The organism is Rossellomorea sedimentorum (assembly GCF_046237645.1).
In the GTDB taxonomy this organism is placed as follows: Bacteria; Bacillota; Bacilli; order Bacillales; family Bacillaceae_B; genus Rossellomorea; species Rossellomorea sedimentorum.
Genome location: NZ_CP143546.1, coordinates 1,904,861 through 1,929,388 on the forward strand (window position 1 = coordinate 1,904,861; position 24,528 = coordinate 1,929,388).

General features: G+C 42.3%; 18 protein-coding genes. 5 read left to right on the top strand and 13 right to left on the bottom strand.

Annotated elements, in window-relative coordinates; all coding sequences use genetic code 11:
- Position 1 precedes the first annotated feature (1 nt).
- Positions 2-2,194, top strand: coding sequence for a PKD domain-containing protein (locus V1502_RS09280; RefSeq protein WP_409254070.1), 2,193 nt, complete (start codon positions 2-4; stop codon positions 2,192-2,194).
- A gap of 244 nt (positions 2,195-2,438) precedes the next feature.
- On the opposite strand, the gene V1502_RS09285 is transcribed toward V1502_RS09280, so the two are convergent.
- Both V1502_RS09285 and V1502_RS09290 read right to left on the bottom strand, forming a co-directional pair.
- Positions 2,439-2,891, bottom strand: coding sequence for a hypothetical protein (locus V1502_RS09285; RefSeq protein WP_409254071.1), 453 nt, complete (start codon positions 2,889-2,891; stop codon positions 2,439-2,441).
- 209 nt (positions 2,892-3,100) lie between these two features.
- Positions 3,101-3,616: a hypothetical protein gene (locus tag V1502_RS09290; RefSeq protein WP_409254072.1), complete on the bottom strand. Its 516-nt coding sequence runs from the start codon at positions 3,614-3,616 to the stop codon at positions 3,101-3,103.
- A gap of 292 nt (positions 3,617-3,908) precedes the next feature.
- Between V1502_RS09290 and V1502_RS09295 the strand changes: the two genes are divergently transcribed.
- From V1502_RS09295 to V1502_RS09310, 4 genes are all read left to right on the top strand, one after another.
- On the top strand, positions 3,909-4,136 hold the full coding sequence (locus V1502_RS09295) for an SHOCT domain-containing protein (protein WP_409254073.1): 228 nt from the start codon (positions 3,909-3,911) through the stop codon (positions 4,134-4,136).
- Positions 4,137-4,447: 311 nt separating this feature from the next.
- Positions 4,448-5,017 carry a plastocyanin/azurin family copper-binding protein gene (locus V1502_RS09300; RefSeq protein ID WP_409254315.1) on the top strand — a complete coding sequence of 190 codons (570 nt, stop codon included), beginning with the start codon at positions 4,448-4,450 and terminating at the stop codon, positions 5,015-5,017.
- A 365-nt stretch (positions 5,018-5,382) separates the two neighbouring features.
- Positions 5,383-6,360 (top strand): tRNA dihydrouridine synthase, encoded by a 978-nt coding sequence (locus tag V1502_RS09305; protein WP_409254316.1) that lies wholly within the window; start codon positions 5,383-5,385, stop codon positions 6,358-6,360.
- Between the two features lie 500 nt (positions 6,361-6,860).
- Positions 6,861-8,396, top strand: coding sequence for a BCCT family transporter (locus V1502_RS09310; protein WP_409254074.1), 1,536 nt, complete (start codon positions 6,861-6,863; stop codon positions 8,394-8,396).
- 569 nt (positions 8,397-8,965) lie between these two features.
- Here V1502_RS09310 and V1502_RS09315 read toward each other — a convergent pair.
- The 11 genes from V1502_RS09315 to V1502_RS09365 form a co-directional block, all read right to left on the bottom strand.
- A complete protein-coding gene (locus V1502_RS09315) occupies positions 8,966-9,931 on the bottom strand; it encodes an LAGLIDADG family homing endonuclease (RefSeq protein WP_409254075.1) in 966 nt (321 codons plus the stop codon).
- 272 nt (positions 9,932-10,203) lie between these two features.
- Complete coding sequence (locus V1502_RS09320) at positions 10,204-11,694, bottom strand: BCCT family transporter (protein ID WP_409254317.1); 1,491 nt, start codon at positions 11,692-11,694, stop codon at positions 10,204-10,206.
- Positions 11,695-12,016: 322 nt separating this feature from the next.
- Positions 12,017-13,633, bottom strand: coding sequence for a long-chain fatty acid--CoA ligase (locus V1502_RS09325; protein WP_409254076.1), 1,617 nt, complete (start codon positions 13,631-13,633; stop codon positions 12,017-12,019).
- A 31-nt stretch (positions 13,634-13,664) separates the two neighbouring features.
- Positions 13,665-14,777, bottom strand: a complete 1,113-nt coding sequence (locus tag V1502_RS09330) for a CaiB/BaiF CoA transferase family protein (protein ID WP_409254077.1) — start codon at positions 14,775-14,777, stop codon at positions 13,665-13,667.
- Between the two features lie 21 nt (positions 14,778-14,798).
- Positions 14,799-16,370, bottom strand: coding sequence for a fatty acid--CoA ligase (locus V1502_RS09335; RefSeq protein WP_409254078.1), 1,572 nt, complete (start codon positions 16,368-16,370; stop codon positions 14,799-14,801).
- A 64-nt stretch (positions 16,371-16,434) separates the two neighbouring features.
- Positions 16,435-17,592 (bottom strand): thiolase family protein, encoded by a 1,158-nt coding sequence (locus V1502_RS09340; RefSeq protein WP_409254079.1) that lies wholly within the window; start codon positions 17,590-17,592, stop codon positions 16,435-16,437.
- 36 nt (positions 17,593-17,628) lie between these two features.
- A complete protein-coding gene (locus V1502_RS09345; RefSeq protein ID WP_409254080.1) occupies positions 17,629-18,768 on the bottom strand; it encodes an acyl-CoA dehydrogenase family protein in 1,140 nt (379 codons plus the stop codon).
- Positions 18,769-18,821: 53 nt separating this feature from the next.
- Positions 18,822-20,345 carry an acyl-CoA synthetase gene (locus tag V1502_RS09350; protein ID WP_409254081.1) on the bottom strand — a complete coding sequence of 508 codons (1,524 nt, stop codon included), beginning with the start codon at positions 20,343-20,345 and terminating at the stop codon, positions 18,822-18,824.
- Positions 20,346-20,558: 213 nt separating this feature from the next.
- The gene (locus tag V1502_RS09355) at positions 20,559-22,616 is read right to left on the bottom strand and encodes a sigma 54-interacting transcriptional regulator (RefSeq protein ID WP_409254082.1); all 2,058 of its coding nucleotides are present in this window, start codon (positions 22,614-22,616) and stop codon (positions 20,559-20,561) included.
- Between the two features lie 260 nt (positions 22,617-22,876).
- On the bottom strand, positions 22,877-23,644 hold the full coding sequence (locus tag V1502_RS09360; protein WP_409254083.1) for a 3-hydroxyacyl-CoA dehydrogenase: 768 nt from the start codon (positions 23,642-23,644) through the stop codon (positions 22,877-22,879).
- 396 nt (positions 23,645-24,040) lie between these two features.
- The gene (locus V1502_RS09365) at positions 24,041-24,469 is read right to left on the bottom strand and encodes an OsmC family protein (RefSeq protein WP_409254084.1); all 429 of its coding nucleotides are present in this window, start codon (positions 24,467-24,469) and stop codon (positions 24,041-24,043) included.
- Positions 24,470-24,528: the final 59 nt, after the last annotated feature.

Genomic DNA, 24,528 nt, shown 5'->3' on the forward strand with positions numbered 1-24,528 from the left:
AGTGAAGTATAGTGTAAAGCACGGGGTAACCTTGAAACGTCTCTTAAAAATTGGATTGTGTGTGTTGCTTGCATTGAGCTCAGGGTTGTTCCTTGTATCTGCTGACAGAACCGAGGCAGTATCAAAACTCACCAAGGTCGGGCCTGTCAGTGGAGACAACGGTTTTCCGGTGTGGTATAAAGATGAACACGGAGTAAGGTTACAACTTTGTTTAGATAAGGATGATCCATATTGCGGTTTTGCAGCAGGTGATATCCCTGATGTAACAAAACCGATTTCATACCCCTCTAACTTCCCGTCAGAATCCTTTTATCAAAGGGCTTCTGCCGAGATGGAAACAGGTACAGGTGAAAAGGTTGTTGGGAACTTCCAGTTTGAAGCAGCATTTCTGAATGAAGTGCCGCAGGACGGCGACCAATTGGTATTCGGCCGTGTGCGATTTTATATGTTCGGGCTAAAGCCGAATGCAGAATATACAATCACCCACCCTTATGGAGTGGACCGGATTGTCGCTGATCCTGATGATAAAGACCCTGAAAATTCAGGGGAAATCCGGTATACAGAAGACATTGGCGCTATGAACGGCGGTGACTTTCATGAAGCATTAAACAGCCGGATTGCTCCATTCCTCAAATGGGATCCTGCAGTTGAGCCGGCCGCTCCTCCAGGTTATATCGGAGATCCAAATGTTCTCCATCCTGTCGTTGGCAGTCCTTTCATAGATGCAAAAACAGGCCAGCCGCAAAACGTTTTTAGAGTAGAGGGCCCTGGTATCGCTGCTGGTCCAAATGGAACGTTTTCTCCCAACGCCTGTACGAAGGTTGAACCTGAAACGGGAACTGCTGCACCAGACCCGGATTGTATTGAGATAAAAGATTTTACACTTTTAGGGAAAATTGCTGATAATGCCGGTGTGGATATACAGAAGGCAATATACTCCCGGACGTCAACTGATGGGGGCACGATAGACGTATTTGCTTCGTCAGAGGAGGGGGAGCAATCGATTGAAGTTTCTGGAGTTGGTATTGACCCTGTTCGCATGATAGGGGCAAATGGACAATGTTTTGCACGAGTAGCCTACAGTGGGGAAGTTCCAGAAATAACGGTTACAAATGCGGGAGATACCCCTGTCAGCACCAAAAAAATTAAGCCGGTCGATCAGATAACAGCGACAGCAGACTATAATATTGATAATAAGACATTAACGATCAATGCCCAATCAAGTGATAAAGCTGTAAAACCTATAGTTACGGCAATAGGCATTGGTGAACTAACAGATGGAGTCTTAGTAAAGACGGATCTCTATTATCCGCCATCCCAAGTTACGCTAAATTCTTCGTATGGAGGTACCATTACACTACCTGTTTCAATAACCGGTGCACCATTTAAGCCAATACCAGTCACTGCCTTTGCTGGAGTTTCTCAAACGGTCGTGTCCGGTGCTCTTGTGACTCTGGATGGAACCAACTCAGCTGGTCCGATTCAATCATACTCCTGGCAGCAGATAGGAGGAATTTCAGTTGAGCTTTCTGGTATCGACACAGCAACACCATCATTTATTGCCCCTCAAACAGAAGGTGTAGAGGAATTGGTGTTCCAATTGACGGTTACTGGTGAAGGCGGTCCAAAGGTAAGTACCGTAACTATAACGGTGTTAAATTCGGCCCCAGCTCCAGTGGCTGATGCAGGAGCTGATCAAGAAGTTGAACAGGGTTCTGTTGTTAATCTCAATGGCAGCGGATCACAGAACGCCATAAAGTATACATGGACACAAACGGCAGGTCCGGCAGTTACTCTTAATGATGCAAATACAGTAACACCCTCTTTTATATATCCGAAAGTATTTCAACCAGTTACCTTGGAGCTCAGTGCAACAGGACCAGGAGGAACAGCCAAAGATACCGTCACGATTACAACGGTACCTGACAATGTTTCCGTGATCCGTGCAGATTACCGGAGAAGTAAAGAGGAGTGGCGCGTGGAAGGAACATCAACTATTGTTGGTCCTGGGGTGGAAATAACCATTTATATTGGTGACCCGGTCCAAAATCGAGTGATAGGGAAAACCAGCGTAGATCCACTCGGTGAGTGGGTTTATAGAGGGGCAGGCCCGGCAACTGCTGCCAACGAAAGGCTTACGGTGGTTTCCAGTTCCGGCGGTAAAACGGAAAATATAAATGTCAGAATAAGATAATAGTAGTGGATGTGAAGAATATTTAGCTTGTTTTTAATTCTTTAAATTGGTGAGTTATTTGGGAGGCGGTATATCAAGTTCCAAGATTAAAGGCAAAAGCAAGTACCTAAACGCCTGTATCGGAAGCGCAGTTCAATCACCAACTGAAACAGAAAACCTGGCCATTAGAAGGCCAGGTTTTTTGTGTGATTACTATCTGTGTTTCCAAGCAGGAACGATTTTGTTGAATTAGAAGTAATAATGCTTAATCCATAATAGGTGTTTTGAGAGCATTGAGGACGACTTGTTTTAATTGAGAAGAAAGTTTCTTTAAGTCCCCTGCACTATATACTCCTATATAATATTGAATTACTAAACCGTCTACAAAAGAAACTAGAACGGATGCACCAAGATCAGAATGAATTAACGGGTATTCTTTATCTGCATCAAGTTTCGATAACTTCTTCTGCAAGTGGTTCACCATACGACTAAAGGATTCACTAAAAGTAGTTTTTTTGAGTTCACCTTTAGTATAACGGCTCATCACCGAAGTGATCATATCAATGTTGCTTTGATTGTATTCCCAGGAATCATCCAGGAATTGCTGTATAAACCCTTCTACCGTACTGCATTCATTTGAATCTAAAGCTTTAATATAATCATCTTCTAACCGTTTTAACAGGTCATCAATATCCGTGTTGGAAACTTGTTTATTCATGTTAGCACCGCCTCTGCAATATATAGATACATATCTAAAGAATTCCCAACTTGTTAGTTGTTAAACTTTTATGAAACTGGAATGAAAGGAAAAAAGGCGTTCCTTTACACTTATAAACCTATTAATAGACTGGTTGCAGCGGTTTCGTTTCTAAGATCCATTTTCAAACAGAAAAAAGAGCCAGGCTGAGTAGCCTGACTCCACATATTTTAGTGACCGTGCCCGTGGTCATCTTCTTGATGTTGGGGATTACTTTCATTAACATACCAATTTAATCCTAAAGCTAGGGGAGATACTAGTAAGAATAACATTGTAATAACCAGAGAAATTTGACTTTTGTTTAAAGAAATATTGTTTTTTAAAATGAAGCTCAGGAGTGATACAACAATCCCTGTGGGAATTAATATAACGGCATAACCACCTAAATCACCAAAATGCTGAATGCCACCACTTACCATGCCAACACCTAAGGACAGCAGCAAGGAGAAAAACAGAAGTCTGATAATTTGATTGAGGTTCAATTTCTTTTTCTCAATATATATGTCATTAATGAACGAAGCTGTTACAAACAAAATGGCACCGAGAATTAAAATCACTGAATATCGTACCGGTTCCAGCGGCATATGAACGATTCCTCCGGAAATCAACCCCACCCCTAGAAAATACATAATATACGCTGAATAAGGGAACCAAATGATTTGCCAAGTTTTTGAAAGTTGTTCCACTGATGTTCCTCCAATTAATTAAATTCTAACTTTTTTTATTATAATTATTTATTTAAATAAAAGCTACTAAATTTTTTAGTGTAATAGACACTTTATTTCACTCGAAATGGAGTAATGATATAAAGTGCCATATCCATAGTTCAATAAAGCTAAATGGGTACTATTTTTACTATATATACAGTAAAAGGATACGGCTATCACCTGTGTTTTAAGTGCATAGGTAGATACATATGTGGGTATAAGGATAAAAATAAAGCAGTTTATATAAAACAGAAAAAGGAGTAGATTGACTATGATGAATGGAGGAGGAATGGGCGGCGGGTTTTTTGGATTTGGTTTTTGGGGCATTCTGATTATTTTGGTGTTAGTGATGGTATTTATGATGATGAGAAAACGAAATACACATCACACTCCGCCCTCTTCTAATAATAAGTCATTAGAAGTACTAAAAGACCGCTTAGCAAAAGGAGAAATTTCCGAAGAAGAATATGACCGGCTAAAGAGAAAGCTGGAACAATAAAACAGTTACTTCAAAGCAGCATTACTGGTGAAGACAAGAGAGCCGAGCCCTTTAAAAGGACTTGGCTCTCTTTGTTGTTACGATTAGCTTTCTCTTCCTCATGCTCTCAAAAATTTACCGTTTATTTTTTTGAGATTTGCTCCACATGGATATATCTTTTAATAGAAGGGAATTCTTAAAGATATCCTACTCTTTTTGTATACACAGGAAATAAGTAATAACAGAGTTTCCATGAAACCAAGGTAAATCTATGTTACGATTAAAGTAGTATAAAAAAACTATTTTTGTCGAGGTGAATAGGATTGAATAAAATGAAATTATTTGGAAGTACTATTTTTGCAATAGGCTTACTAGCAGGGTGTGCAAGTGGAAATGATTCTCACTCTAATAATGAGAACCATGAAGGAGAAGAGCACACGCATGAAAATGAAACATCACATGACAATACACAAAATCCATCCGATAACAATAACATCATTGAAGTTAGTGCCGTGGAAATGGAATATACACCTTCTTCCATTACGCTTGAAGAAGGAAAGGAATATACTTTAATTCTAAAAAATGAAGGTGAAGTATTCCATGATCTAACAGCGAAAAAATTAGATGTGGACATCACTTATATGGATGACATGCCAGATCATCCTACAAATACATCTTTTATCGAGAAAATTTTCGGAGTGAAAAAAGCTTTAGCAAGTGGTGGACATGGCGATGATGATCATGGCACTGAAGGAGCGGCAGAATATATTCATATGAATGCAAATCCCGGCCAGACGGTAAAGATTAAGTTTATCCCCAACGAGTCAGGCGAATTTAAATTTTTCTGCAGCGTTCCTGGACATGAAGATGCTGGTATGCATGGTGGATTTAATATCGAATAGTTAGTTGCACTCATAAGTTTTTAGTTTATATTTACAAGTATTTGTATTGAAAAAGACGGTGAAGGAATGGTCCTTACCGTCTTTTTGTTTACCTTATATCAGCACGAATAAAAGTGACAGGAAGTTGACATCTCTTGCCTTGGAATAGATTTATTCCCATCAGCCTGAGGTCCTTGGTGTTTCGGTTACAATGGGTATGACTGCCGGATTATTGATCGAAAATTTTTACAGTTGATAAAAAGTGCTGAAGCATGGTATAAGTGTAAAAGAAAAGAAGCAAAGAAGGAGCGACATCTTTGCTTTTTACTATTGGAGTGACATCAAGTTTTTTTGATGCCCTGATAATGAGAGGAATGAATGATGATATGAAAGATAATTTCTGGCGTGAGTTACCACGACCGTTCTTTATATTGGCACCAATGGAAGATGTGACGGATGTAGTTTTTCGTCATGTCGTAAGTGAAGCAGCCCGCCCGGATGTGTTTTTTACTGAGTTTACAAACTCTGAAAGCTACTGCCATCCGAATGGCCGCCAAAGTGTACGCGGGCGTTTGACGTTTACAGAAGATGAACAGCCGATTGTGGCTCATATATGGGGAGATAAACCCGAATTTTTCCGTGAAATGAGTATCGGAATGGCTAAAGAAGGGTTCCGCGGCATTGATATTAACATGGGTTGTCCTGTAGCGAATGTGGCAGGGAACGGAAAAGGCTCAGGTCTTATCCGCCGCCCGGAAGTTGCAGCTGAACTCATTCAAGCAGCCAAAGCGGGAGGTCTGCCTGTAAGCGTGAAGACCAGGCTTGGGTACACAGAGGTAGATGAATGGCGCGACTGGCTTACACATTTGTTGAAGCAGGACATCGTTAATCTGTCTATCCACCTTCGTACTAAAAAGGAAATGAGTAAAGTGGACGCACACTGGGAACTCATCCCCGAAATCAAAAAACTTCGTGATGAGGTAGCACCAGACACGCTATTGACAATCAATGGAGATATTCCTGATCGTCAAACCGGATTGGAACTGGTTGAGAAATACGGCGTTGATGGCGTCATGATCGGACGAGGCATCTTCCATAATCCATTCGCATTTGAAAAAGAAAAGAAAGAACACAGCAGCGAGGAATTGCTGGATCTTCTCCGTTTGCATCTTGATCTTTATGACAAGTACTCAACGGAAGAAGAACCAAGACCATTTATTGCTCTTCGTCGATTCTTTAAAATCTATGTAAAAGGATTCCGAGGTGCAAGTGAGTTAAGAAATCAATTGATGGAGACACAGTCAACGGATGAAGTGCGAACGTTGCTTAATAGTTTCCAGGCAGAAAACGAGGTACTTGCCTAATAAAGCAGGCAGCCGATGAACAAATTTCTCTGCTAAGCTAATGGGTAAGGAATAATCATATGTTCAACCATTTTATAGTAGAACACTCACAGGTTTTGAATTATCAAATACCTGTGAGTGTTTTTTTATAAGAGTACACAAGGTTGAATTCTTATTTACAATATTTACAAAAGAGTCGAAAAATTATAACACTACTAGCGGAAATAGAACTATTATAGAGTATTTTGGCCTAAGGCAAGTATTTTTCATAGTTATTATATCTCAAAAGCTTTAAATGCTAGATATTACTTTCATATGAACTTTGAAGAGGGTATAGGAAAAAGGATATAATTAAAAGGTTCTGTGCCAAAAACGAATGAATGGAAGCGGGAGAATGATAGTTATTCGATATAGTAAAATATTGTTTTTGATTTCCTACGTGCCCCATCCCGAGTAAGCCCCTTTAGCTTTACATTAAATCACCAAAAAAATGCAACAAAGATTGGAGTTATTAATTACATATGAAAAGTGCTACAAATGTTTTTTATGTATCATTAGCGATCATGACAGGACTCCTCCTCATGGGAGTAATGGTACCGGAATTTTTGGAGAGCGTAACCAGCAGCGCTCAAAGCTTTATTTTAGAGAGTTTTGGCTGGTATTATCTAGCGATCGTAACTGTGTTCGTTGGAGTATGTGTATACTTATTGGTAAGCCCGATAGGCCGGATTAAGCTCGGGAAACAGGATGATGTCCCTGAGTTTTCACGACCTACCTGGGTGGCTATGCTATTTAGTGCAGGACTTGGAGTAGGATTACTCTTTTATGGTACTTATGAGCCGATCAGCCACTTTGCCATCAATTCACCTACAGGGGAAACAGGAACCAATCAGGGTGTGAAAGATGCGATGAGATTTACCTTCTTTCACTATGGAATCCATGCATGGGCAATTTATGGTTCCATTGCTTTAGCTCTAGCTTATTTTACCTTCAGAAAAGGGGAAAGAAGCTTAATCAGTAAGACGCTGCGCCCGCTGATCGGCAAGCATGCGGATGGTGCTGTCGGCACAGTGATTGATGTCATTGCAGTCATTGCCACCATTTTAGGGGTTGCGACAACACTTGGCTTCGGGGCTTCGCAAATAAACGGGGGACTGTCTTATCTGTTCGGCGTGCCAACCAACATAGGGGTTCAGACCATCATCGTGGCGATTGTAACCGTTCTGTTTATCATCTCTGCCTCAACTGGATTGGGGAAAGGGATTAAGATTTTGAGTAATGTCAATATGGGGCTCACAGCCATTTTGTTCTTATTCGTATTTATAGTTGGACCGACGCTTTTCATTTTAAATCTATTAGTTGATACAGTCGGTACTTATTTCCAGAACTTCCTAAACATGAGTTTCCGTATTGCTCCAATGAACGAAGAAGCTCGTGGATGGATTAATGGATGGACGATATTCTATTGGGCATGGTGGATTGCCTGGGCTCCATTTGTAGGGGTGTTTATTGCCCGGGTATCCAAAGGAAGAACAATCCGGGAGTTTATTGTCTACGTTCTTCTTGCGCCATCACTTATTTGTTTCATCTGGTTTACGACATTTGGGGGAGCAGCTATCACAACCGAATTAACAGGCCTGCTTTCGATTTCTTCCTTATCACCGCCAGAATCTTTATTCGGTCTATTAGGAACCTATCCTATACCAATGGTAGCATCGCTTCTATCCATCGTGATTATCATCACCTTCTTTGTAACATCAGCGGACTCGGGTACGTACGTTCTGGGAATGATGACATCGGACGGATCACAGAACCCAAGTAATCCAATCAAGATTACATGGGGAATCTATCTTTCTGGAACGGCTCTTGTTTTAATGTATTCCGGAGGTCTGCAGGCGTTGCAGAATACCATGATCATAGCAGCACTGCCATTTTCCATCATATTAGGATTAATCGTCATCAGCTTGCTTAAAGCTTTGCAACGGGAAGCAAAAGAGCTGGGACTTGGCCAGGTAAGAATTCCTGACATGAAGAAGAAACCTATTAAAACACCATAACGTGAATAAGCCTTGTATCCATGGATGCAAGGCTTTTTGTTTTACATCATATAGAGGGAGCTGACTGGCAGTTGAAACCGGGTAAAATAAATGCTGTCCAGGGTCAATCCATTTTCATTTTTGAGAGAGTAGGAGAAATATTAGGGAAGGAGTGACTAAAGAATGATTTCACAAGTGAAGGTAAAAGATTTACTAATAATGTTATGTAAACTTATATGTAGACAACACGAAAGAGGCAGTAGTATAGTTATGGCTTTATTAAATGTAAATCTTAAAAGAAAGATCCTGATGCAAAACTTTTTCAATTATAGATTTTTATTATAACTGAAGTTGTAGTGATTGAGAGTTTAGATGGCTAGGCGGTTACATCATTAGAAATTTTTAAAAATGAGCTATAAACTTACTAATAAGGAGAGTAAATAAGCTTTAATAAATAGCTGGATAAAAATTTTGTTTCGTCTCAATGTTAGTAGTATTCTTTGGTTGTGAGACGAAAAAGTTTATTTTAGAATGACTTCCTATAATATATGTTATGTCTACTTGAAAAATAAAAAAGTTAAAAGGGGGATTCACCCCCTTTTATTAGATGAGCAATGATTAAATCTCTCTTTGAACTCTTTATCATCTTTAAACCATTTTGTTAAGGTGGATTTTTGTATACCAATCTGCATTATTGCTTCGTCTATGCAAACACCATTATTAACTAATCTTATCAAGTTTTCTTTCCTGGAATTAACTGCAGCCTTAGTACGCTTTAATTTATTATCTTTTAATTTTTCTAGTGGTAACTTTTCTTTGCAGAACTCATAATGTTTTCTCTCTAAGTAAATGTCCTTATCCTTATAAATCAATTCTGAAAACAATTTAATTGACTTCCTGCCCGTCAAAAATAATCTATAACAGTTATTAAAATGTTGTAGTTCTGTGGTAAAGCCTCTATTATCGAGTGTTTCTTTTAGTTTACTCATAAATAGCTTTGATCCTCCAACAAAACTTACAATTCTTCTTTCATAATTAACAAAACCATCTCCATCGAAATAACCTCTGATGAAGTGAGGTAAAAATCTTGAGGGTATCTTTGGGAAGTTAAGTGTCAGTGATTTATTTGGGGTGATTCCGTGAAGTGTAATTAAGTCATCTTTCATTACTTTGCTGTGAAAATTCAGCATGTATACACCAGTTTTTTCATTGTAATACAGCGGTTGTTCAGATTGGAGTTCATTTCTTATTCTTAATAATATGTTCTTATCCTTTTGTGAAATACTTACTGTTTGGTTATCTGTTGCTATGAAACCATCAGCACAAAAAAATCCTAGAATGTAAGCCATATTATTTGACCATTTCTTGAAGTAGTGTTCATTTAAGTTATGTTTCCTTTTCCAACTTCCCCGTGGTCTTTTTTGAACATTGTGTTTTGTTAATAACATCCTGATATATCTTGATGATACGCCAGCTTTTTCGGCAATATTTTTGGTGCTTTCTCCCTTTTTGTAAAGGTCAATTATTTTCTCTATTGACAACCTTCGTTTAACCAACTTAAAAACCTCCTCTCTCCATAATTATAAGAACATTTGTTCGCGTTTGCAAGAAGATAGGATCTAAAAAGATTAAAACAAGGTTTGTAAGGATAACACTTTTAAATTTTTCCTAATAATTTTTCTTTGTTAACTTTCTCAAAATCAAGTAAGCTATGTAACCCTTCTATCCGGTCTCATTTTCCTTCTTTACTTATTAGTTAAAATTGAAAAGACCACTTGCATAGGCTGCAAATGATCTTTTGGCTTATTAATGAAATAACTGCTTGATATTATTCAGTTATTTCTGCTTTTTTCTCGTTCTCATGTAGCATTTCCCGTGCCACTTTAGGAGCTAACCAAAGTGATGGCAATAACAGCAGTGAAACCGGCACAGCAGTCACAACAATAAAGTTCTGCAGTGTACCAATGCTGCCCTCTCCGATGGTTAATAACACGATTGCTAGTGCGCCAAAGATGAGTGCCCAGAACACACGGATCCATTTGGCTGGATTATCGCTCCCAGTCAAGGCAACTCCAACTGTATAGGACATGGAATCTGCAGTCGTAGCTACAAATACGATGGTCACTATCAGGAAGCCAATCGATAGTGCATACCCAAAAGGTATCTGGTTCATTATGGAGATGACTGCCGCCGGCATACCAGACTCATTCAGGGCATTCGAAATGGAGCCTGGTTTTTGCATTTCGTGAAAAATGCCAGAGCCTCCGACTACAGTGAACCAGAAGTTGCTCACGATTGGGGCAACGACAGATAACCCGATAACGATGTCTCTTATTGTCCGCCCTCTTGAGATTCTGCTTATGAAAATGGCCATCATTGGTCCATATCCCAAGAACCAGCCCCAGAAGAAAACGGTCCACCATCCGAGCCAATCGTAATCACCGCGATATAATGTCATTCGGAAGAAATTTTGGATATGAAAGCTTTGTGCTCCCATAAATGCATCAATGATAAACATTGTTGGACCGAGAATTAACAAGGCCACCATTAGTACGACCGTTAAGCTGACGTTAATCCTGCTTAACATCTGTATCCCTCGTTCGATACCGGTTGCGGCTGAAACAGATGCTATGGCGACCAGCACGAGAATGACAAATATATTAGTGGCAAGTGTGTTGGGAATGTCAAATAGCGCATGCAATCCATAGCCCACCTGCAGTCCCAGGAAGCCGATAGGACCAATTGTTCCAGCAGAAACGGCGATGATCGATACCACATCTGCCAAAGTTCCTAGCCAGCTGTTATAGATTTTCTCACCAAAAATAGGATACAGAATTGCTCTTGGTTTCAACGGATATCCCTTATGATAATGAGCATACATAAGGATAATGGTTGTAAGAGACCCAAGAATTGCCCAGGCTAAAAAGCCCCAATGCAGATAACTTTGCGCCAATGCGGGAATCACTGCATCGGCCAGTGAAGCACCCTCTTCAGCAAATAAAGGCGGTGTGCTTAAGAAGTGGTACATAGGTTCCGCTGCAGCCCAAAATACTCCTCCGCTGGCTAATAGTGTACAAAGGATCATGGCCATCCAGCGAAAATATCCGATCTCAGGCTTGTCTAAATTACCGAGCCGGACTCTTCCCGTTCTGGAGACTGCCAATCCTAATCCAATTAAAAATGTGGCAAGCAGAAGCAACTGCCAAAACGCACCTAAATAGGTTACGGAAAATGAAAAAGAATCACTGATCCACTTTGCCAGTGTTTCTTGATTTATAACGGAGACTAATACAAAGAGCAGTAAGAATCCGCCGCTGATTGCAAATGTCTTCCAATCTGTTTTATTGCTTTCTCTCTGATGTTTAATACTTACACCTACTTATTTTATTTTTTATTGTTTCTCATACACACATGATGATATGAAAACCAAACGTCAAGTATAGGGGGTTGAACAACAGAAATCAATGATAAAGTATGGAAAAACAATAGTTCTTATTATGTAAGCGTTTGATGTTGAAAAATGTGGTAGTTTTCATCTAAAAAGACTGTCTCCACGGTATCAGGGGACAGTCTTTTAGTTTATTTTAGATTTGTCTTAATCTTTCAGCTTATGGAATAAGTTAGCCCTTACCTCGCCTCTATCATTTCTGAACTAAATGATCTTTAAGTTTCTCACGAAGGGCCCTTTTCAAAAACTTCCCTACCGATGTTTTCGGGATTTCATCCATAAAGATAACATCATCAGGGAGCCACCACTTTGCAAACTGAGGTGCGATAAAATCAACTAACTCCTGCTTTTCAACTTTATCTTTGTATTGGTCTTTCAACACTACACATGCAACCGGACGTTCCTGCCACTGTGGATGAGGGACGGCGACGATGCTCGCTTCAAAGACCGCCTCATGTGCCATTAGAGCATTTTCAAGGTCAACTGATGAAATCCACTCTCCCCCGCTCTTGATCAAGTCTTTGGTGCGGTCGACAAGCTTAATGATGCCTTCTTCATCAATCGTTGCAACATCCCCTGTATATAGCCATCCATCACGGAATGCTTCTTTGGAACGCTCATCCTTATAATATTCATCGGCAATCCATGGTCCGCGGAGGAGAAGCTCACCCATTTCCTGTCCGTCCCATTTGACCTCGCCATTTGCTCCTACTATTTTCATATCGAGCCCTGGTACGATCAGCCCTTGCTTCGACCGGATATCCAGCATTTCTTCCTCATCCAACCCGGCTTGATAACTCTTCAGTCTTGAAACAACTGCAAGCGGAGCGGTCTCCGTCATACCGTAAGCATGCAGGAAAGGAATTTTGTATTTCGTTTCAAATGCCTTGATCATTCCACGTGGTGCTGCCGATCCGCCGCAGACAATGGATCTCAATGAGGAAGTGTTGTAGCTTCCATTTTCCAGTTCATTTAAGAGGCCGAGCCAAATTGTCGGCACCCCTGCGGTAAAGGTTACTTCTTCCTCCTCGATCAGCTCTGCAAGCAGTTTCGGTGTAAATAAAGGTCCCGGCAACACTTGGGTAGATCCAAACCATGTTGCAGCAAACGGTATTCCCCATGCATTGGCGTGGAACATGGGAACAACCGGCATGACGACATCACTTTCTGACAGTGCGGCAGTATCAGCCAAGCCAAAAGCAAAACTATGGAGTACAATTCCTCTGTGAGAATAAACAACTCCCTTTGGATTGCCAGTGGTTGCGGAGGTGTAACACATTCCTGCCGGATCGTTCTCATCAATATCTTTTAAAAATTCAAAATCAGAATCCCCTTCACTCACCAGCTGCTCATAGGAATAGACCGGCTCTAAGCTGGTATCAGGGAGATCAGTGTTGTCCGACATGACAATATAGGCTTCCACCGTTTCAAAGCTGTCCTTACACTTCTCAATAAGTGGAAGTAAATCTTCGTCAACGAATAACACCTTATCTTCTGCATGATTCACAATGTAAGTGATATGTTCAGGTGATAAACGGATATTTATAGTATGAAGGACCGCCCCCATTCCCGGTGCTGCAAAGTAGGCTTCCAAGTGGCGGTGGTGATTCCAGGCGAATGTACCGACTCTTTCTCCTTTCTGAACACCCAGCTTTTCCAAAGCACTGGCAAGTCTCCTTGTACGTTCCCCGATTTCCTTATAGGTAAGTCTGTGAATACAGGAAGATGTACGTGAAACTACCTCTTTTTTCGGAAAAAACTTTTCTGCTCTTTCCAGCAGAGAACTTACTGTTAATGGAATATTCATCATATCGCTAATTCCCCTTCCTCTTTCAATCTATTTATTTAATAACACCCTTTGCCTGCCATTCGAGTAGCTGTTGATCATCCAAACCCAGCCAATCACTAAGAATCTCTTTCGTTTGTTCTCCTTTTGCCGGCGGAGGTAATAATGCCGTATTGAAGTCCCCGTGCATTTTTACTTTGCCGTCACAAGAAACCAATTCTTTATCTTTAAAATAGGAATAGTCCGCAAGTTGACCAGCCTCAAGGACGGGAGTAAGGCAGCAGTCCACTTCCCTGCCAAATGCAGCCCACACAGACAGCGGTTTTCTTTTAAATAAATCAACCAAATCGTTGTAAACATGATTGCTTGTTTCCTGCTTTGAGTAATGGGCGCCAAGCCAATCCTCCCTGCCGAGTGCCTGACAAAAGTTCCGCCAAAATTTAGGTTCCAGGGCTGCCAGGGAAACATATTGTTGATCTTTTGTTTCGTACAATCCATAGGAAATCACTTCCCCATTGAGAACTTGAACTCCATTAGGATAGCCGGTTTCTTTTTCAATCAGGGTATGGTTGGTCATTAACGATGCCATGCTGTCCGCAATTGATATGCAGTGATAACTTCCTTCCCCTGTATTGCCCCTGGATACAAGGCCTGCCAGAATTCGTTCACTTGCAGCCAATCCCCCGATATAATCGGCAAAAGTGTGAGTGGGATGGACTGGTTTGCCGGCCCTGTCCTTAAGCTGGGCCAGGGCACCGCTCATACTCATATAATTCAGATCATGGCTCCCCAGGTTGGACATCCCCCCGCTGTTTCCGTAGCCGGTTACAGAGCAGTAAATAATCTTAGGATTTATCTTGCTTACAGCCTTGTAACCCAGACCGAGCTTTTCCATTACGCCAGGCCGGAAACTTTCAATGAGCGCATCAGCCTGAATCAGTAAGTCAAGGGCCAGTTGTTTTCCTTCTGCCTGTTTCAGATTGATTGCGATGCTTTTTTTTCCGCGGTTATGGGCCTTGAAGACCAATCCGTTCCCCGTATTTCTTGCAGGATCTCCTTCGGGGGCTTCCACCTTGATGACTTCAGCTCCAAGTTCAGCCAGTCTCATTGTGGCAAAAGGTCCTGGTATATAGTTAGTAAAGTCGATAATCTTTATGCCTTTCAACAAAGTTATGAACTCCCTCACTCCTTAGGTTGGCTGTCCTTTGGAACCTGCTTCCTCCATTTGCTTGCGAAGGACGAACTTCTGGATTTTTCCGCTTGCATTCCTTGGCAGCTCCTCAAGGAAAATATAGTTTCTTGGCCGTTTATAATTCGCCAGACGTTCACTGTTTTTGCACCAATCATCAAGAGCACTCTCTGTCAATAGTGGTTCTTTTTTTACGACAAAGGCAGTAACGCTTTCACCCCAGTGATCGTCCGGCTGCCCGACAATGGCGACATCGAGCACTCCTTCATGGGCGTGAAGGATATCCTCCACTTCTCGCGGGTAAATATTTTCTCCGCCGCTGATGATCATATCGTCGACGCGGTCTTTGACCCAGAGGAAGCCATCCTCATCCAGATAGCCGATATCCCCTGAATGATACCAGCCTTTATACATTGCTTCTGCCGAGGCTTCTTCGCGATTGAAATAGCCGGACATCATACATGGTCCCTGCACAATGATTTCACCGCTCTCTCCTGGCGGAAGGATATCATCCGGGTCAGCCGGCCCATTTTCATTCGGTTTGACTATTCTGATCTCATGATTCAGACAAGCTTTGCCGGCTGCCCCAGCTTTTGAAAGCTGATCTTCTTCCGATAGGAAAGTGATGGCAGGCCCCATTTCTGTCATCCCATATGCTTGGACAAGCCCGATTCCCAGCTTCTCATGACAGGCATGAACCAGGGATGGAGCCATAGGTGCCCCTCCATAAAGTCCGAGCTTTAAACTTTGGAGGTTATAGTCCTTGAGGTTCTCCTGCAAGAGCATATTCCACATGGTGGGAGCAGCAAAAAATTTGGTTGTTTTTTCAGATTCAATCACTTCCAATACTTTTCCTGGTACAAAGTGATGCAGCAGAACATTTGTTCCTCCTGCGTGGATTCTTGGAAGAAAGGCGCAGTGCAGTTCGGCGCAGTGGAACATTGGGGCAGCCACAAGTCCAATGTCGTTTTCGTTCAACTTCGTCGCTGCTATGACAATCAGGCTTTGTTCGGCCATGTCCCTATGAGTATGCATGACGCCTTTAGGCCTGCCGGTTGTTCCGCTAGTGTACATAATCGAGTAAAGATCATTTTCTTGTATATCAACGGCTATCTCTGCAGGTTGTGCAGACTGGACTTTTTCATGGTAGCTGGCAGCATAAGCGGGTGATTCCTTATCTATGAACCAAAAGGCGATATGCGGAAACCTTTTTTCAATTGAAGCAATGACCGGTTCAACAGCCTTTTCAAATAAAACGACTTTTGGTGCGGCATCGGTCAGAATGAAGGCCACATCTTCACCCATCAATCGGAAATTGATTGGATTAAATACGGCGCCTATTTTGGCACAGGCGAAGAAGGTTGTGCCTAATTCTTCTGTATTGAACAGGAAGGCGGTTACCCTGTCCCCTTTTTTAACCCCTTCCTTTATCAGGGCATTTGAAAGACGATTGACCTCGTCATTCCATTGACGATAAGTGAATCGAAGATCTTTCCGGACATCATACAAGGCTTCCTTCTCAGGGTATTTCTTTACCGTCAATTCAAAGATTTTGCCGATTGTTGTGCTCATGATCAAACCTCCTGGTACATATTGAATAGTCCTTCTTTCTGCTGAAACTGGTTACTCACTCCATCTATTTATCTAGTCTTTCAATGATTGTCGCATTTGCCATCCCGTGGCCTTCACACATGGTCTGCAGTCCATAGCGGCCTCCAGTCCTTTCGAGCTCATGCATCATGGTGACCATCAACCTTGCGCCGCTTGCACCCAGAGGATGCCCAAGTGCAATTGCCCCTCCATTAGGATTGAGTTTTGCCGGATCTGCCCCAGTTTCCTTTAGCCAAGCCAACGGAACTGGAGCAAACGCCTCATTGACTTCAAATATATCGATTTCCTCAAGCTTTAATCCGGATTTGTTCAATACTTTTTCTGTAGCTGGTATTGGGCCTGTCAGCATCAAGGTAGGGTCTGAACCGACAACCACTCTGGTATGCACTTTGAAGCGAGGTTTCAAGCCGAGCTCTTCTGCCTTTTCCCGGCTCATCAACAGAATGGCTGCAGCTCCGTCACTGATTTGGCTCGAGTTTCCTGCATGTATGACTCCATCTTCCTTGAAGACCGTCTTTAAGTCGGAAAGTGTTTCTGCCGTTGTGCCTTCCCTTGGTCCGGAATCTTCTGTCACAACTGTCTTTTCACCGCTTTCACGCGTGACCTCCAAGGGCATTATTTCACGTTGGAAATAACCTTCAGCCTGGGCCTTCAGTGCCCGACGATGACTCTCTGCAGAATACTCATCAAGTTCTGTGCGGGTAAACCCATACTTCTCAGCTATTCGTTCTGCAGACAAGCCTTGATGAATGATTTCATGTTGTTTTTTCAACTTAGGGCTGAATGGCACTGCCACCTGATAATTCGAGCCCATCGGAACTCTGGTCATATTCTCGACTCCTCCGGCAATGACGACATCCATGTCACCCGCCAATATTGCCTGTGCAGCAAAATGGACAGCCTGCTGGCTCGATCCGCACTGACGGTCAATCGTCGTTCCGGGAACTTCGATCGGAAAACCGGCGATCAAAGCAGCCACCCGTGCAATATCTCCAGCCTGTTCTCCTGACTGGGTCACACAGCCAAGAATGACATCCTCTACAAGACCCGCTTCAATACCAGTACGTCTGACTAGCTCTTTCAGCACTTCTGCGGCGAGGTCATCCGGCCGTATATCCTTTAACAGTCCTTTTCTTCTTCCTACAGGTGTCCGTACACCCTCGACGATCACGACTTCCCGCATAATCATCCTCCTTTTCTGCAATAAAGTTATGAGTTTCTATAAACCTAAGTTCTTGGCGATGATCGTCTTCATGATTTCATTTGTTCCTGCGTAAATGCTGGCGACGGGGATATCGCGGAATCTTCTGGCAATCTCGTATTCTTCCATATAACCGTATCCGCCATGAAGCTGCATACATTCCCCTGCAACCTTTTTGGCGGTATCTGTCATCTTCCATTTGGCCATGGATACCTTAGTAACAATATCCCGCCCTTCTAAATGTTCTGCAATCAGTTGATCAAGGAAAGCCCGGCTCATCTCAATCTCTGTTGCCATTTCGGCAATTTTGAACTGAGTATTTTGGAATTTGCTCACAGGCTTTCCAAATGCGTCACGGCTTTTCACATAATCGATGGTCTGGGTCAGCATCACTTCTGAAGCAGCTTGTGCGGCGATGGCCACCAGCAGTCTCTCCTGCTGCAGTTTTTCCATGAGATAGATAAAGCCTTTGCCTTCTTCACCAAGCAGGTTTTCCTTTGGTACCACGCAGTCTTCAAATATAAGTTCCGCTGTATCCTGCGAGTGCAGGCCGACTTTGTTCAGCTTTCTTCCTCTTGAAAAACCAGGGGCATCACGTTCGACGACCAGCAGGCTGACCCCTTTATGTTTCGCTTTCGGGTCCGTTTTGCAAGCGACGATGATGAGGTCTGAATGGATACCATTTGTAATGAAGGTTTTTTGACCGTTTAAGATATAATGGTCATCTTTGAGAACAGCCGTTGTCTTAATGTTAGCCAGATCTGAACCTGTACCGGGCTCTGTCATGGCAATTGCAGTGATGATCTCTCCGGTCGTACATTTTGGGAGCCAGCGCTTTTTCTGTTCATCGGTCCCGTAAGAGGTAATGTAGGGAACCACAATATCATTATGCAGTCCAATTCCGACGAGGCCGGAACCGACTCTCTCAATCTCTTCGTTAATGATGACCGAGAAGCCCCAATCGACCCCGCTGCCGCCATATTGTTCATCGATGTCGGGGCAAAGATAGCCCTGCTCTCCCATCTTCATCCAGAAGGAACGAGGGATCATCCGCTCTTCCTCCCACTGGTCATAATAGGGGTAGGCTTCTTTCTCTAAGAATTTCCTTAAGGACCTGCGAAAGATTTCATGGTCGTCCGATAAGTAGGGGTGTTTCATTACTACCTCTCCTCTATTAAAATGTATTATATCTGGTTGTTTGACTGCCCGTTCTACTGTTTCACTCCATTTAGAGTTTGGCGCAATTGATATTTCAGTATTTTTCCTGAGGCATTTCTTGGCAGTGATTCTTCAATGAAGATCTTTCTGGGAATCTTGTAGCCTGCCAGTTTTTGACGGCAGAAACTTTTCAATTCATCTTCAGCAATCTCTGTGCCTTGTTTCGGTACGATGACCGCACAGACCGCTTCTCCCCATGTTTCGTCAGGCAGCCCGATGATTGCTGCTTCAAGTACACCCGGGTGTTCATAAAGCACATCTTCTACTTCAATGGAGTATACGTTTTCTCCACCGGAAATAATCATGTCTTTTTTCCGATCGACAAGCGTGATGTATCCTTCTTCATCAATTGTTGCCAAGTCACCTGTATACAACCAGCCATCCTTAATGGTCTTTGCCGTTTCTTCCGGCTTCCGGTAATATTCTTTCATGATCGATTCCCCTTTGACGATGAATTCACCTACAGTCCCAGGATCGACATCTTTGCCTTCTTCATTGACGACTCTTGCTTCTGTTAGGAAAGCTGCTTTTCCGCCCTTGCCGAAATGTGTTTTGTGACCTTCCGGATCGAGCAGAATGCCTCCTGGTCCCGCTTCAGTCAGGCCGCACAAATTATAGAATTGATCTGTCTTGAATAATTCCATGCTTTTGCGAACGACTTCAGGTGCCATTGGGGCAGCGCCATACCCACATCTTTTGATGGATGAAAGATTATAGTCAGATGCGTTAGGCACTTGCAGCATGAAGTTATACATCGCAGGCACGCCAAAGAAGTGGGTGATTTTATGCTCCTGTATAGCTTGAAGGGACGTCACTGGATGAAAATCACGGTGAATAATGTGGGTAGCTCCAAGTACTACGCCTGAGATAAGAAACAGGTTCAGCTGTGCTGAATGGAAGAGCGGGGCAACATGCAGGAAGCGCTCCTCCTCGTTGATCCCCATGCTTATCATCATCGTAAGTCCAACATTAAAAATTCGTTTATGATCAAAAAGCGCGCCTTTAGGCCTGCCTGTTGTACCTGATGTATAAAGGATTTCCAAGTCATCGTTATCATCAACCTGTATGGCAGGATTAGATGTGTTGTCAGATTTCACTCTATCGAATGTATGATGACCCACTGTCTTCGGCGTGCCGCTAGTAATAACATGAAGGACTCCTGTTCCTTCTCTTGCAGAAGTAACAACTTCTTCAAATTCCCCGTCGCAAATAACGGCAGTGGATTGGGACTGATCGAGAATATATTGTACCTCCGTTGCGGTCAGCCGGAAATTAACAGGCACGACCACGGCACCGATTTTGGCGCCGGCAAAAAATGAGAGGACAAATTGATCGGAGTTTTTCATCATCAATGCAATTTTGTCACCCTTACGAATCCCCAGTTGAAGAAGTCCATGGGCAAGCTTGTTTACTTCCTCATTAAATTGCTTATACGTATAGGTCTTTTCATTACACTCAATTGCAAGCTTTTCCGGCTTTTTCCTCGCATTTTGTTCTAGATAAGATCCGATATCCATATTTCCTTTTCCCCCTTTGAAATTTGTGCTGAAAGCGCATTCAATTTCTTATATGCAATTATTGTGCCAACTTTCAGAAAATAAAATAGTGTGCTTTAATAAGGGTTTTTGATTGAAAAGAATATAAAGGTGTCCAGAAACAGGACACCTTTATTTGGACAGTATACTTATGTAAGGATCTTGGGGCGTTAAAGTAGCTATAATCGTATGGAGCTAACTTCCTTGAGCTGACAACTCGTACTTTTTAAGTTTTTCATATAAACCTGATCGGCTTATTCCAAGAAGCCGGGCTGCCTGAGCTTTATTTCCGTTTGACTGGGTCAGCGCTTTTTTGATTACCTCAAGCTCAGCATCCTCAGCAAGACTTATTTTTTCCTTGGTGGGATTGGAAAGTTGGTCGATAAGATAATCCGGCAGGTCTTCCAGCTGTATGTTTCCGTGCTCGGCAAAGGTCATCGCCCGTTCTAAAATATTCTTGAGTTCCCGCACATTTCCTGGCCAATTATATTGCAGCAAGGCTTCTTTCGCCTTGGAGGAAATACCGGTAATGCTGGTGCCCAACATGGAATTCAGTTCAATCATCAATTGGCTGGTTAGATGTCCAACATCATTTATTCGCTCCCTTAGGGGAGGGATATTCAAGGAGATAACATTTAATCTATAATATAAATCCTCTCTAAATTCTCCTTCCTTTACCATCGCTTCCAGGTTCCGATTGGTTGCAGCAATGATGCGGACATCGACCTTAATGCGTGAGTTACCGCCGACCCGGTAAAATTCCCTCTCCTGGAGGACCCTTAATAACTTTGCCTGAAGAGCAATCGACATATCGCCAATCTCATCGAGAAAAAGTGTCCCCCCATTGGCAAGGTCGAACTTTCCGACCTTGCCACGCTGCCTTGCGCCGGTAAAAGCTCCCTCCTCATAACCGAAGAACTCCGATTCAAGCAGATCTTCAGGTATGGCCGCACAATTAACAATCACAAATTTCCCGTCACTTCTGGCACTGCTATTATGGATGGCATGCGCAAACAATTCCTTCCCTGTTCCGCTTTCCCCCCTGATCAATACAGTTGATCGGCCTTTTGCTGCTTTTGCTGCACTTTTCTTTAACTTGTCCATATAAGGATGTTTGCTAAGGATTTGATCCCAGGTAAATCTGGCTGTTTCGGATTTTTGCAGCTGCTGGTGATAAAAGCTTGCTTTGCTCTCAGCTTTTTGCAGCCTTTTGAAAAGCTCACTCACCTCATTCAGTTGGCGGAACATCACCTTTCCGATCGCTCCGATGACTTTCCCTTCCTTCTTTATAGGAATTCGGTGGACAATGTACTTGATGCCGTTTCGTTCATGCAGATCGCTGACTTCAGCGAATTCCGTTTTAAAAACGTTCGCAAGCTTCAATTGAGGCAGTACTGAGTCTACTTTCTTATGCAGAACGTCTTCTTTATCCAGGTTGAAAAGTTCAAGGAGCGGAGGGCTGACCATTGTGATAACGTTATTTTCATCTGTCATTAATAACCCGTCATAGGCATGATCCAGTGCTGTTTCAATGGTTAACTTCAAATTCTTTATCGTTTGCAGCTCTTCCGCCATTTTTTCAATTTCAGAGATATCCTGAAATAAAATAATTTTTCCCTTCTTTTGTGTAACGGTTTCGTAGGATGTTATATGTAAGATTGATTTATATTCTTCAGAGTGGTGAGGACCAAGGGTGTCCTTTGGCAAGGATGGGAAGGCTTCATATAGATAATGAGTATGAATGGAATCGATCGGGCATCCGGTAATTCTTGAAAAAGAGGCATTTGCGTAAATGATGCGTGAATGTTCATCCGTCATCAAAACACCGATATTGGAATGCTTTAAGATCGTTTCCAACTGATCTTTCAGTGTATTGGCCGATTTCAATAAAGCCATTACCATCTCTGTTTTCGTCAGGAGTCCGAATACCTTGCCATGTTCATCCAACACCACTCCTGTACCGGCCTTACTCGTTTTAACCAGATGTTCTATTTCTTGATAGGGTGTATCAATGCGTATCGTTTGAGTTTCCTTTTTGATATAAGATTTGATCGGTGTGTCCAATGGTGCTCCATCCAGAACCATTTGGAAAAGGCCGCTACGGGTGAAAATCCCTCTAAGCTCTCCTTGAGGATCGGTAACCGGCAGCAGATTCCACTTCTTCTTCTTTATGAGTGTGACTGCCTCTTTTAACGAAGTTTCTTCGGTAACAATGCAATCAACAGGAGTAACAATATCCTGGAAATGAATCATCTCAATCCCCCTTAACTTTTTTCTATGTATATTTGATTGGTTATTTTATTATGGAGTTGATGCAGGCAGTATTTTTTAAAAAGAAATAGCCAGGATTAAAATAGACAATGACACGAAATAAAATCAGAAAATTCAATCTCTTAACCTCATTATAAAGCTTATTGAGTCAAAGGTACACTGAGGGGAATGGAAATTGATATGAAAATAATAAAAAGCCCCTTTTAAATAAAGAGGCTTATTAAAACGAAAGTTTCTTAAATTTATTTCGGCTGCATTCGGATACCGCCATCAAGGCGGATTGTTTCGCCATTCAACATAGGGTTTGTAATGATACTTTCTGCCAGCATAGCATATTCTGCAGGCTGACCAAGCCTCTTCGGGAAAGGGACCATTTTACCGAGTGAATCTATGGCTTCCGCCGGTAATGATTCAAACATAGGTGTATGAAACAATCCAGGGGCAATGGTCATTACCCGGATTCCATAAGAAGCAAGTTCTCTGGCAATCGGCAGGGTCATTCCGACGATTCCTCCTTTTGAAGCACTGTAAGCAGCCTGGCCGATTTGTCCCTCGAATGCCGCTACTGATGCTGTATTGATGATGACCCCCCTTTCCCCTTGGTCATTCGGCTCGTTTTTTGACATCTCCTCAGCGGCAAGCCGGATGACATTGAAGGATCCTATTAAGTTGATGGAAACCACCTTAGAAAACATATCCAGGGAATGGACCCCTTTTCGGGACAGCAGTTTAGAAGCTGCCCCGATGCCGGCACAATTGACCACCGTATTTATGGAACCAAAAGCCTCAATGGCTTTATGGATGGCCTTTGAAACTTCCTCTTCACATGTAACATCCGTCTTGATAAAAATGGTTCTGTCTCCCAATTCTTCAACTATCGATTCTCCTCTTTCTACCGATAAGTCCAATATTGCTGCCTTTCCGCCTTGCTTTATGATCTGCCTTACTGTTGATTCACCTAATCCTGACGCTCCTCCAGTTACTATCACTATTGATTCACTGATATTCATAAAAAGCCCTCCTGTTTTCTTTCTTCAAGGCTCTTTTCTAAAACTTTGTTGCTATTCACCATGAAATTCAAGAGAAATAACCATATTTCAGAGGAATTATCCTGGTAAACAAGAAAGAAAAGAGCCATTCACCCTGTTCAGTTAGATAAGCCCTTGTACCCGAGGGAAAAATCCGGCCCTTTGGATTTTTCCGATAGCACCAATCTATACGAACAAAGCGTTCTTCAATAATTTTAACTAGCAAGAATTGTGCCAGGGGTTAAAGGCCTTTAATTATCAGCGAAGGTAAGGCCGGACTGTCCAAAAACAGGACACATAGGACAACAAGGTAGACAGTGAAAGGATTTGTAATATAAAAAAAGGCATGGACGTTAAAGACCATGCCTGTGCATTCTTTTATTCTTTTGTCCAATTAGGGATCATTTCCACGTCGGCAGCAACCAGAGTAGTATAGATCGGGCAGCGGGCATCTACAATTTCTTGCAGTTCTTGCACTCGTTCCTCCGATTCACTTGTCTTTACCTTTGCATTAACGGTGATTTTTTTGAAATAGGGGCGTACTCCTTCTTCCCCCATCATTCCTCTCGGGTCAATTTCCCCACTGACTTTAAATTCAATTCCTTGAAGATCAAAATTGATTTCCTTTGCGACAAAATTAGCAATTGCATTTTCACATCCTGTTAGTGATATCAGCATGGTTGCCAGCGGGTTGGCGCCCTTATCAGTTCCTCCCATGTTTGCTGGTTCATCGATAATCACTTTGTGACCATGAGAAGTTCCTTCTGTATACATTCCTTTAGAGACTGCTGTAATATTTTCGATCATTCCTATTCACTCCTGTTCCATGTTGTTGTGTTTTTCACACGTATCAATAACTGATTGTC

What these genes read in the sequence shown, in the direction of transcription:
- V1502_RS09340 (WP_409254079.1), bottom strand. Translation starts at nt 17,592, where the DNA reads ATGCGGGAAGTCGTGATCGTCGAGGGTGTACGGACACCTGTAGGAAGA.
- V1502_RS09360 (WP_409254083.1), bottom strand. Translation starts at nt 23,644, where the DNA reads ATGAATATCAGTGAATCAATAGTGATAGTAACTGGAGGAGCGTCAGGA.
- V1502_RS09355 (WP_409254082.1), bottom strand. Translation starts at nt 22,616, where the DNA reads ATGATTCATTTCCAGGATATTGTTACTCCTGTTGATTGCATTGTTACC.
- V1502_RS09345 (WP_409254080.1), bottom strand. Translation starts at nt 18,768, where the DNA reads ATGAAACACCCCTACTTATCGGACGACCATGAAATCTTTCGCAGGTCC.
- V1502_RS09310 (WP_409254074.1), top strand. Translation starts at nt 6,861, where the DNA reads ATGAAAAGTGCTACAAATGTTTTTTATGTATCATTAGCGATCATGACA.
- V1502_RS09285 (WP_409254071.1), bottom strand. Translation starts at nt 2,891, where the DNA reads ATGAATAAACAAGTTTCCAACACGGATATTGATGACCTGTTAAAACGG.
- V1502_RS09365 (WP_409254084.1), bottom strand. Translation starts at nt 24,469, where the DNA reads ATGATCGAAAATATTACAGCAGTCTCTAAAGGAATGTATACAGAAGGA.
- V1502_RS09325 (WP_409254076.1), bottom strand. Translation starts at nt 13,633, where the DNA reads ATGATGAATATTCCATTAACAGTAAGTTCTCTGCTGGAAAGAGCAGAA.
- V1502_RS09335 (WP_409254078.1), bottom strand. Translation starts at nt 16,370, where the DNA reads ATGAGCACAACAATCGGCAAAATCTTTGAATTGACGGTAAAGAAATAC.
- V1502_RS09300 (WP_409254315.1), top strand. Translation starts at nt 4,448, where the DNA reads ATGAAATTATTTGGAAGTACTATTTTTGCAATAGGCTTACTAGCAGGG.
- V1502_RS09295 (WP_409254073.1), top strand. Translation starts at nt 3,909, where the DNA reads ATGATGAATGGAGGAGGAATGGGCGGCGGGTTTTTTGGATTTGGTTTT.
- V1502_RS09305 (WP_409254316.1), top strand. Translation starts at nt 5,383, where the DNA reads ATGAAAGATAATTTCTGGCGTGAGTTACCACGACCGTTCTTTATATTG.
- V1502_RS09350 (WP_409254081.1), bottom strand. Translation starts at nt 20,345, where the DNA reads ATGGATATCGGATCTTATCTAGAACAAAATGCGAGGAAAAAGCCGGAA.